The organism is Streptomyces sp. NPDC046821, from assembly GCF_040645335.1.
GTDB lineage: Bacteria > Actinomycetota > Actinomycetes > Streptomycetales > Streptomycetaceae > Streptomyces.
The window spans coordinates 669,563-680,411 of record NZ_JBEYYB010000002.1 but is presented as its reverse complement, the minus strand read 5'-3'; the positions used below and the strand labels follow the sequence as shown (position 1 = coordinate 680,411).

The 10,849-nt window shown below is 68.6% G+C and carries 4 protein-coding genes, 1 tRNA gene and 1 rRNA gene; 5 read left to right on the top strand and 1 reads right to left on the bottom strand.

Going from position 1 to position 10,849, the window contains the following annotated elements:
- The first annotated feature begins 159 nt into the window (after window positions 1-159).
- The 3 genes from rrf (at window position 160) to ABZ893_RS06500 (ending at window position 1,215) form a co-directional block, all read left to right on the top strand.
- A 5S ribosomal RNA gene (gene rrf, locus ABZ893_RS06510) occupies window positions 160-276 on the top strand.
- A 118-nt stretch (window positions 277-394) separates the two neighbouring features.
- Window positions 395-1,057, top strand: coding sequence for a DegT/DnrJ/EryC1/StrS family aminotransferase (locus ABZ893_RS06505; RefSeq protein WP_361397762.1), 663 nt, complete (start codon window positions 395-397; stop codon window positions 1,055-1,057).
- Window positions 1,058-1,142: 85 nt separating this feature from the next.
- A tRNA-Thr gene (locus ABZ893_RS06500) sits at window positions 1,143-1,215 on the top strand.
- Between the two features lie 87 nt (window positions 1,216-1,302).
- On the opposite strand, the gene ABZ893_RS06495 is transcribed toward ABZ893_RS06500, so the two are convergent.
- Window positions 1,303-3,984 (bottom strand): SpoIIE family protein phosphatase, encoded by a 2,682-nt coding sequence (locus ABZ893_RS06495; RefSeq protein WP_361397660.1) that lies wholly within the window; start codon window positions 3,982-3,984, stop codon window positions 1,303-1,305.
- A 278-nt stretch (window positions 3,985-4,262) separates the two neighbouring features.
- Here ABZ893_RS06495 and ABZ893_RS06490 point away from each other — a divergent pair, with 278 nt between their 5' ends.
- Together ABZ893_RS06490 and ABZ893_RS06485 are read left to right on the top strand one after the other, a co-directional pair.
- Complete coding sequence (locus tag ABZ893_RS06490; protein WP_361397657.1) at window positions 4,263-9,764, top strand: HAMP domain-containing protein; 5,502 nt, start codon at window positions 4,263-4,265, stop codon at window positions 9,762-9,764.
- Between the two features lie 274 nt (window positions 9,765-10,038).
- Window positions 10,039-10,722, top strand: coding sequence for a response regulator (locus ABZ893_RS06485; protein WP_361397655.1), 684 nt, complete (start codon window positions 10,039-10,041; stop codon window positions 10,720-10,722).
- The last annotated feature ends 127 nt before the right edge of the window (window positions 10,723-10,849 follow it).

Sequence of the window (10,849 nt, the reverse complement as noted above, 5' to 3'; positions counted from 1 at the left end):
GTTGATAGGCCAGATCTGGAAGCCCGGTAACGGGTGGAGGTGACTGGTACTAATAGGCCGAGGGCTTGTCCTCAGTTGCTCGCGTCCACTGTGTTGGTTCTGAAACCACGAACAACCCCGTACAGGTCACGTACGGTGCGGTTGACAGTTTCATAGTGTTTCGGTGGTCATAGCGTGAGGGAAACGCCCGGTTACATTCCGAACCCGGAAGCTAAGCCTCACAGCGCCGATGGTACTGCAGGGGGGACCCTGTGGGAGAGTAGGACGCCGCCGAACTAAATTTAAGAAAAGAGCTGGTCCCTGAACTTCGGTTCAGGGACCAGCTCTTTTTTGTTTTGCGACACTTGTCGTTCACGTTGCGCGGCCAATATCCCGTGTCATGGCAACAGTTGCAATGCTGAGAGCCGCCGGCATCGGTGCCGGTGACGAGGTCATCGTGCCCGCCTACGGGAACGTCGAGGTCGCCGAGGCCGTCGAACTGACCGGTGCCAGGCCGGTGTTCGCGGATATCGACCCCGACACGTACTGCCTTGACCCGAGTTCGGTCGAGGCCGGGGTCACCGTGCGTACCGCAGGGATCATCGCCGTACACCGTTTCGGGCAGCCCGCTGATGTGGCGAGGTTGCGGGAGATCGGGGTGCGGCGGGGGCTGCTGGTTCTTGAGCACGGGGAGTCGGAGCAGCCGCATGACGGGGTCGCGCAGCGGCGGGCGTACGCCGGGTATCTGAATGCGCGGCTCAGCGGGGTGCGGACGCCGCTCGGGAGCGATCGGCACAGCTATCAGCAGTACGTCGTGCGGGTGCCCGGGAACGGGCGGCCGGACCGGGACGCCTTCGCACATGCCGTACGGGCCAGGGGAATTGACTGCCGGGTGCCGGTGAAGACGCCCGTGCACCGGCTGCCGCGGTTCCGGCGTGATGTCGCGCTGCCGGAGACGGAGCGGGCCGCTGACGAGACGCTGGCGCTGCCCGTCAGTGCTTCGCTGACGAAGCGCGAGGTACACAAGCTTGTGTCCGCGTGCAATGCGCTCGGCGGGTTGCTCCAGCCGGCTTTCTGAAGCGCGGGCGGGGCGGTTCGATCCGGTCTCAAGTTCGGGTATGCTTAATTTCGTTGCCGCGGGGGAAACCCCGGGAAAGCGACAGGCCCCTATAGCTCAGTCGGTAGAGCGTCTCCATGGTAAGGAGAAGGTCAGCGGTTCGATTCCGCTTGGGGGCTCAGAGATAAAGGCCTCCGCCCTTTCGGGCGGGGGCCTTTTGCGTTGTTGCAGCGGGCTTTCCCGGGGCGCGCACGCCCCGGGAACCGTCAGTCCGTGTGCAGCTCGGGGACGCGCATCGTCAGGATGGCCATGTCGTCCGACGGGGCGTCAGAGGCGAAACGCTCGACGGCGCGCATGATGCGGGCCGCGACCGCGCCGGCCGTGAGACCCGTGCACGTCGTCAGGACGTCCGCGAGGCCGTCGTCGCCCAACATGCGCGTACCTTCGCGGCGCTCGGTGATGCCGTCCGTGACGCAGAGGAGGACGTCGCCCGGGTCGAGCGTCATCGTCTGCTCGTAGAGCTCCAGGTCCTCCATGACGCCGAGGAGCGGTTGCGGCTCCGCGTACGGCTCGACGGTGCCGTCCTGGCGCAGGCGCAGGGGGAGCGGGTGGCCGGCGCAGACCATCTTGAGGACCGCCGAGCCGTCCTCCTGCGGCCACAACTCGCCGTAGAGGAGCGTGAGGAAGCGGCTGCGGGCGCCTTCGTCGAGGATCGCGGCGTTCAGGCGTTCCAGGACGGCGGGGCCGCCGTAGCCCTCGCGGGCGAGGAGGCGGAGGGCGTGGCGGGCCAGGCCGGTGACCGCGGCGGCCTCCGGGCCCGTGCCGCAGACGTCGCCGATGGCGAAGCCGTACGCGCCGTTGCCGATGGGGAAGAGGTCGTAGAAGTCGCCGCCCACCTCGTTGCCCTCGCCGGCGGCGCGGTAGATGACCTCGACCTCGACGCCCGGGATGTGCGGGAGCCCCGGAGGGAGCAGGCTGCGCTGGAGGGACTGGCTGATCGCCATGCGCTCCGAGTAGAGCCGTGCGTTGTCGAGGGCGAGGGCCGCGCGGCGGCTCAAGTCCTCGGCCAGTTCCAGGATTTCCTGGCGGAAGTGTTCGTCGGCCGGCTTGCCGAGCGTGAGCATCCCGATGACGCGGTTGCGGGCCACCAGGGGGAGGACGACGGTCTCGCCGCCGACCGCCGCGGCCGTGGCGAGGGTCGTGCCGATGCCGGAGCTGACGCTCGTGGGGGCGCCGAGGCCCAGGCTGCGCTTGGAGGCGCGCAGCGCCGCCTGGTGGGCGGCCTCGGAGGGCGCGGCCCAGACGCGGGCTCCTGGGGTCGGGACCGGGTCCGGCGGGGCGATCTTGGAGAGGAGCGCCTTGAGGCCGTCGATGCGCTCCTCGTCCTCGTGCAGTACGTAGGAGAGGTACGGCTCCGAGGACTGGTCGGCGATCGTGTAGACGGCGCACCAGGTGGCGAGGGTGGGGACCGTCATCTGGGCCATGAGGGCCAGGGTCTGGTCGCGGTCGAGGGTGCCGGCCAGGAGGTCGGACGCCTCGACGAGGAAGCTGAGGGAGCCGCGGCGGAGCTTTTCGAGTTCGCCGAGGCGGGCCGACTCGACGGCCAGGGCGATGCGGTCGGCGGCGAACTGGAGGCGCAGGGCCTCCTCGTTCGAGTACCGGTCGGGTGCCTCGGCGGCGACGCCGAGGGAGCCGGTGAGGCGGCCCTCGACCTTGAGCGGGACGGTGACGACCGAGCGCATTCCCGTGCCGTTGAGGAGCGGGACGGCGCCGGGGACGACCGTGAGGTCCTCGTGGACGGCCGGCATTCGGGCCGAGCCGTAGCGGCCGGGGCCCACCTCGACGGGGACGCGGGCGAAGCGCTGGCGGGCCGAGGGGAGGCCGGTGGAGGCGCGGACCTCCAGCTCGGTCTCGTCGTCGGTCGCGAGGAGCAGGAAGGCGGAGTCGCCGTCGAGCATGTCGCGGGCGCGCTCGACCGTGCGCTGGAGGAGGCTGTCGAGGTCGTCGGGGGCGGGTGAGCCGATGAAGACCTCGAACGGGTCGGTGGCGCTGCCCTCGGTGAGTGTGCCGCTGTCCGGGGCGGTGTGGCCGCGCAACGGGGTCTGCAGGACGGCGCGTTCGTGGTCGCGTACGAGGAGGCAGACCGTGGACGGCTCGCCTTCGGCGTCGCGGACGCGGAGGTGGGATGCGTAGACGGGCGTCACACGGCCGCTTGCGCCGCGGATGCCGTAGCTGCCCTCCCAGCGCGAGAGTTGGAGGGCTTCGGCGATGCCCGTGCTCGTGCCGGGGGTGTGCGGCCAGGCCGCGAAGTCGGTGAGAGGTTTGCCGACGACCTGATCGGCGACGTATCCGAAGAGGTTTTCCGCGTCCTCGCTCCAGGCCGAGACGGCTCCGGTGCGGTCGATCTGGACGACGGCGACCCGCACTCTGCCGTCGGCGGCCAGTGGAAGGAGGTCGGCGGGGAGGGCGGGGCCCGCGGTGCGGGTGCCCACCGAGCGCTGGGGAAGGGCGAGTTGGAACCAGACGAGTTTGTGCGTCGGCGTGTAGTCGACGCCCCAGCGGGTGGCGAGGGCCGCGCACAGCTGGAGGCCGCGGCCGCCCTCGCGGTCGGGGCTGCTCATGTGGACCGCGGAGTGCTGGAGCGGAATCTCGCGTTCGGGGTAGCGGTCGGAGACCTCGATGCGTACGCCGTCGTCCGTACGCAGCACCAGGACTTCGGCGGACGTGCCGGCGTGCACCACGGCGTTCGTCACGAGTTCACTGGTGAGGACGACCGCGTCGTCGATGATGTCCGGGAAGCCCCAGCCCTGGAGGGTGTCGCGCACAAAGGCGCGGGCGGTCGCGACGGACCGCCCGACGGGTTCGAAGGTGGCAGCCGCGCGCGCGGTGATCACAGAACTCCCAGTCTCAGTCGTACGAGTGTCGACGCCCAGGTCTCCCGAACTCATGGCGAGCCTGCCCCCTCCGATGCCGATGCCCGTCGTCCTCGTGCCACCGCCCTGGCCGGGCGGACCGGGGCGGGTGGACAGCCGCTGCCAAGGTTACTTACCTTCGCCGTCCGTGCGGTGGCCGGTCGCCGGTGTTTTCCGTCCGGAGGGTGTGCGGACGGTGTGCGAAGCTGCCGAACTGTTATGGCCTGGTTCCGACAGGGTGAAACACTGGGCAGGCTTCCGAAGAGAACCCGAGCAATCCGAGCAGTACGGCCGACCCTTGCGGGAGGGACACAGTGGAGTCTGGCGCAGCGTCGCGAGGCACGAATACGCGCGCAAAGGGCGGTCAGTCCCCGACCAAGCAGCGCAAACCGCGCAGCGGGACCACGGCGGTGGACACCGCTGCCCTGAACAGACTTCTCGCGGGCCTGGCGGCCATGCGGGACGGAAACTTCCGCAAGCGCCTCACGGTGTCCGGAGACGGCCTCATGGCCGAGATCGCGGCGGTCTTCAACGAGGTCGCGGACCGGAATCTGCACCTCACCGGCGAGATGTCGCGGGTGCGGCGCATGGTCGGGCGCGAGGGGAAGCTCACGGAGCGTCTCGAGACGGGTGCCTGCGAGGGTTCGTGGGCGGCGGCGATCAACGCGTCGAATGCCCTGGTCGACGACCTGGTGCGGCCTGTTTCCGAGGTCGGGCGGGTACTCACGGCGGTTGCGGAGGGTGATCTTTCGCCGCGTATGGAGCTGCGGTCGCAGGTGCCCGAAGGGGCCGGTCATCCGCTGCGGGGCGAGTTCCTGAAGGTCGGGCGTACGGTCAACAACCTGGTCGATCAGCTGTCTACGTTCACCGACGAGGTCACGCGTGTGGCCAGTGAGGTGGGCACGGAGGGCAAGCTCGGTGGTCAGGCCCGGGTGCGCGGGATGTCCGGTTCGTGGAAGGACCTCACGGACTCGGTCAACACGATGGCGTACCGGCTGACGGCTCAGGTGCGTGACATCGCGCTCGTCACGACCGCCGTGGCCAAGGGCGACCTGTCGCGGAAGGTCACGGTCCACGTCGCGGGCGAGATGCTCGAGCTGAAGAACACCGTGAACACGATGGTGGATCAGCTGTCGTCGTTCTCCTCCGAGGTCACGCGTGTGGCCCGCGAGGTGGGTACGGAGGGCGAGCTCGGCGGCCAGGCACAGGTGCCTGGTGTGGCGGGTGTGTGGAAAGACCTCACCGATTCCGTGAATCTTATGGCGGGCAACCTGACGGCCCAGGTGCGTGGAATCGCCCAGGTCACGACGGCCGTCGCGAGTGGTGACCTGTCGCAGAAGGTGACCGTGTCGGCACGTGGCGAGGTCGCCCAGCTCGCCGAGACGATCAATCAGATGACCGAGACGCTGCGCACCTTCGCCGACGAGGTCACGCGCGTGGCCAACGAAGTCGGTGCCGAGGGACGGCTCGGCGGTCAGGCGAACGTGCCGGGTGCGGCGGGAACGTGGAAGGACCTCACCGATTCGGTGAACACGGTCTTCCGGAACCTGACCACCCAGGTGCGTGACATCGCGACCGTCACGACGGCGGTGGCGAACGGTGACCTGTCACAGAAGGTCACCGTCGACGTCGCGGGCGAGATGCTCGAACTGAAGAACACCGTCAACACGATGGTCGACCAGCTCTCCGCGTTCGGTTCCGAAGTGACGCGTGTGGCACGGGAGATCGGTGTCGAGGGCGAGCTGGGCGGCCAGGCGCAGGTGCAGGGCGCGGCCGGTACGTGGAAGGACCTGACGGACTCCGTCAACACGGCCTTCCGCAACCTGACGGGCCAGGTGCGCAACATCGCGCAGGTGACGACGGCGGTCGCCAACGGTGACCTGTCGCAGAAGGTCACCGTCGACGTGTCCGGCGAGATGCTCCAGCTGAAGAACACCGTGAACACGATGGTGGACCAGCTGTCGAGCTTCGCCGACCAGGTGACTCGTATGGCGCGTGACGTGGGTACGGAGGGCCGCCTCGGCGGTCAGGCGCGCGTCGACGGTGTGTCCGGGACCTGGAAGGAACTCACGGACTCCGTCAACTTCATGGCGGGGAACCTGACTTCACAGGTGCGGCAGATCGCCCAGGTGACGACGGCGGTGGCGCGGGGTGACCTGTCGCAGAAGATCGACGTGGACGCGCGCGGCGAGATCCTGGAGCTGAAGAACACCATCAACACGATGGTCGACCAGCTCTCCGCGTTCGCCGACCAGGTGACCCGCGTGGCCCGCGAGGTGGGTACGGAGGGCCGTCTCGGCGGGCAGGCGCAGGTGCCCGGCGTCGCCGGTGTGTGGCGTGACCTGACCGACTCCGTGAACGGCATGGCCGGCAACCTCACGGCTCAGGTGCGCAACATCGCGCAGGTCGCCACGGCGGTGGCGCGGGGTGACCTGTCGCAGAAGATCGACGTGGACGCGCGCGGCGAGATCCTCGAGCTGAAGAACACCCTCAACACGATGGTCGACCAGCTCTCGAACTTCGCCGAGCAGGTCACGCGGGTGTCCCGCGAGGTGGGTACGGAGGGCATCCTCGGCGGGCAGGCCGAGGTCCAGGGTGTCTCCGGCACCTGGAAGGACCTCACGCAGTCCGTGAACGGCATGGCCAACAACCTGACCCTCCAGGTGCGCAACATCGCCGAGGTCACCACGGCCGTGGCCCGCGGCGACCTGTCCAAGAAGATCACCGTCGACGCGAAGGGCGAGATCCTCGAACTCGTCACGACCGTGAACACGATGGTCGACCAATTGTCGTCGTTCGCCGAGCAGGTGACCCGGGTGGCCCGAGAGGTGGGCACCGAGGGCCAGTTGGGCGGCCAGGCGCGCGTACGAGGCGTCACGGGCATCTGGAAGGACCTCAGCGACAACGTAAACCTGATGGCCAACAACCTGACCAGTCAGGTGCGGAACATCTCTCAGGTCGCGGCGGCGGTGGCCAACGGTGACCTGACGAAGAAGGTCACCGTCGAGGCGCGCGGCGAGGTCGCGCAGCTCGCGGACACGGTCAACACCATGGTGACGACGCTGAGTTCGTTCGCCGACCAGGTGACCCGGGTGGCCCGCGAGGTGGGCACCGACGGCATCCTCGGCGGCCAGGCCCGCGTCCCGGGAGTCTCCGGTACGTGGAAGGACCTCACCGAGTCCGTGAACGGCATGGCGTCGAACCTGACCGGACAGGTGCGCAACATCGCGATGGTCACGACGGCCATCGCCAAGGGCGACCTGACCAAGAAGATCGACATCGACGCCCGCGGCGAGATCCTCGAACTGAAGACGACGATCAACACGATGGTCGACCAATTGTCGTCGTTCGCCGAGCAGGTCACCCGGGTGGCCCGCGAGGTGGGTACCGAGGGCCAGTTGGGCGGCCAGGCGCGCGTGCGTGACGTCGACGGCACGTGGCGCGACCTCACCGAGTCCGTGAACGAGATGGCCGGGAACCTGACCCGTCAGGTGCGCGCCATCGCGGCCGTCGCCACGGCGGTGACCCGCGGTGACCTGAACCTCAAGATCGACGTGGACGCGGCGGGCGAGATCCAGGCCCTCCAGGACAACATCAACAAGATGATCTCCAACCTGCGCGACACCACGGTCGCGAACGAGGAGCAGGACTGGCTGAAGGGCAACCTGGCCCGTATCTCCGGCCTCATGCAGGGCCGCCGCGACCTGGCGGACGTGGCCTCGCTGATCATGAGCGAGCTGACCCCGGTCGTCTCAGCCCAGCACGGCGCGTTCTTCCTGGCGCTGCCGACGGACGAGGCGGAGACGGGCGGCGCGCCCGAGGAGGACGCGTACGAGCTGCGGATGCTCGGGAGTTACGGGTACTCGATGGGGTCCATGCCGACGTCCTTCCGGCCCGGTGAGACGCTCATCGGGACGGCGGCCCAGGAGCGGCGCACGATCCTCGTGGAGAACGTGCCGCAGGGCTATCTGAAGATCGCCTCCGGCCTCGGCGAGGCGCCGCCCGCGCACGTCATCGTGCTGCCGGTGCTCTTCGAGGGCACGGTCCTGGGAGTGATCGAGCTGGCGACGTTCCAGCCGTTCACGCAGATCCAGAAGGACTTCCTGAACCAGATCGCCGAGATGATCGCGACGAGCGTGAACACCATCTCCGTCAACACGAAGACGGAGGTGCTGCTCAAGCAGTCGCAGGAGCTGACCGAGCAACTGCGGGAGCGTTCGGCCGAGTTGGAGAACCGGCAGAAGGCCCTCCAGGCGTCCAACGCGGAGCTGGAGGAGAAGGCCGAGCTGCTGGCCCAGCAGAACCGCGACATCGAGGTCAAGAACACCGAGATCGAAGAGGCCCGGCAGGTCCTGGAGGAGCGTGCCGAACAGCTCGCGGTCTCCATGCGGTACAAGTCCGAGTTCCTGGCGAACATGTCCCACGAGCTGCGGACACCGCTCAACTCCCTGCTGATCCTCGCCAAGTTGCTCGCCGACAACGCGGACTCGAACCTGACGCCGAAGCAGGTCGAGTTCGCCGAGACGATCCACGGCGCGGGTTCCGACCTGCTCCAGCTGATCAACGACATCCTCGACCTGTCCAAGGTCGAGGCGGGCAAGATGGATGTGTCGCCGACGCGCATCGCCCTCGTACAGCTCGTCGACTACGTGGAGGCCACGTTCCGCCCGCTCACCGCGGAGAAGGGCCTGGACTTCTCCGTACGGGTCTCTCCCGAGCTCCCGGCGACGCTCCACACGGACGAGCAGCGGCTGCTCCAGGTGCTGCGCAACCTGCTGTCCAACGCGGTCAAGTTCACCGACTCCGGAGCGGTCGAGCTGGTCATCAGGCCGGCGGGCGCGGACGTGCCCGACGCCATCCGCGAGCAGCTGCTGGAGGCGGGCTCGCTGCGGGAGGCTGACGGCGACCTCATCGCCTTCTCGGTGACCGACACCGGCATCGGCATCGCGTCCAGCAAGATGCGGGTGATCTTCGAGGCCTTCAAGCAGGCCGACGGCACGACGAGCCGGAAGTACGGCGGTACGGGCCTCGGCCTGTCCATCAGCCGTGAGATCGCGCGGCTGCTCGGCGGCGAGATCCACGCGCAGAGCGAGCCGGGACGCGGCTCCACGTTCACGCTGTACCTGCCGCTGCACCCGAGCGAACTGCCGCCCCAGGGCTACCCGCAGCTCGCGCCCACCATCGAGCCGGGCCGGCGCCGCACGCCCGTGGAGGGCACCCCGGCGCCCGAGGCGTCGATGCCGCCCGAGGTCAGGTCGTACCAGGACACGCAGAACGGTCCGGCCGCGCTGTTCCGGCGGCGTCGCAAGGCGGTGACCCCGCCCGAGCAGCGGCTGGCGCTGCCCGGCCGGCCGAGCCAGGTGCCGCCCGCGCAGGACCGCGCGCCGGAGCAGTGGACCGGTCAGGAAGGGGCACCGCTGGAGCGGCCGACGTATCACTTCGGCGGCGAGAAGGTGCTCATCGTCGACGACGACATCCGTAACGTGTTCGCGCTCACCAGCGTCCTGGAGCAGCACGGCCTGTCCGTGCTGTACGCGGAGAACGGCCGCGAGGGCATCGAGGTCCTGGAGCAGCACGACGACGTGACGGTCGTCCTGATGGACATCATGATGCCGGAGATGGACGGCTACGCGACGACGACGGCGATCCGCCGGATGCCGCAGTTCGCGGGTCTGCCGATCATCGCGCTGACGGCGAAGGCCATGAAGGGCGACCGGGAGAAGGCCATCGAGTCGGGTGCCTCCGACTACGTGACGAAGCCGGTCGATCCCGATCATCTGCTGACGGTGATGGAGCAGTGGATGAGCGGGGAGTGACCGGGTAAAGGTGTATTGCCGCGCAGTTGCTGACTGAACGTGGCCGAAGCCGTGTAGAAACGCCGTGTGCGGGGAACCTTTCGGTCTCGCCCCGCGTTTCTGCTACGGGCACGGTGACATCGCGGTGACAGGGTGTGGCGACAGGCGGGGTGCGGCTACCATGACCGGCACAAGGACGGGCGGCGCAAGGGAGTCGTTGCCTGGGGCGGCTTCCGGAGCCGTCTCAAATCCTGCGGACAGGGGCGGCCCCATGCCGGGGCGAGGAGGGCGGGCCATGGTGCAGAAGGCCAAGATCCTCCTGGTCGATGACCGGCCGGAGAATCTGCTGGCGCTGGAGGCCATCCTCTCCGCGCTCGATCAGACACTGGTGCGGGCATCGTCCGGGGAGGAAGCGCTCAAAGCACTGCTCACGGACGATTTCGCGGTCATTCTGCTGGATGTCCAGATGCCGGGAATGGACGGTTTCGAAACCGCCGCGCACATCAAACGCCGTGAGCGGACACGGGACATCCCGATCATTTTCCTCACCGCGATCAACCACGGCCCGCACCACACGTTCCGTGGGTACGCGGCCGGCGCGGTGGACTACATCTCGAAGCCGTTCGACCCGTGGGTCCTGCGCGCGAAGGTCTCCGTCTTCGTCGAGCTGTACATGAAGAACTGCCAACTGCGGGAGCAGGCAGCCCTGCTGCGGCTCCAGCTCGAGGGCAACGGGAAGTCCGCCGTCGGCGACCCCAGGGAGCCGGCCGGTCTGCTCGCCGAACTCTCCGCGCGGCTCGCGGCCGTTGAGGAGCAGGCGGAAGCGCTCTCGAAGCAGCTCGACGACGAATCGGCGGACGCGGCGGCCGTCGCCACGGCCGCCCACCTCGAACGCAAGCTGACCGGACTGCGCCGCGCTCTCGACGCCCTGGAGCCCGGCACCGGCAGCGGGGCTCCGACCCTGCCGTCGCAGAACTGAGCGGAAGCCGAGCGGAACGGGGCAGCGGCCCTCTTCTGAGCGGAAGCCGACCAGAGCCCGGCAGCGGCCCGCTTTTTGAGGAAGCGTCACCTCTTCTGAGGGAGCGTCACCTCGGAGCGGGCCGATC

Coding starts and splice junctions, on each gene's coding strand:
- ABZ893_RS06485 (WP_361397655.1), top strand. CDS start 10,039: ATGGTGCAGAAGGCCAAGATCCTCCTGGTCGATGACCGGCCGGAGAAT.
- ABZ893_RS06495 (WP_361397660.1), bottom strand. CDS start 3,984: ATGAGTTCGGGAGACCTGGGCGTCGACACTCGTACGACTGAGACTGGG.
- ABZ893_RS06505 (WP_361397762.1), top strand. CDS start 395: ATGCTGAGAGCCGCCGGCATCGGTGCCGGTGACGAGGTCATCGTGCCC.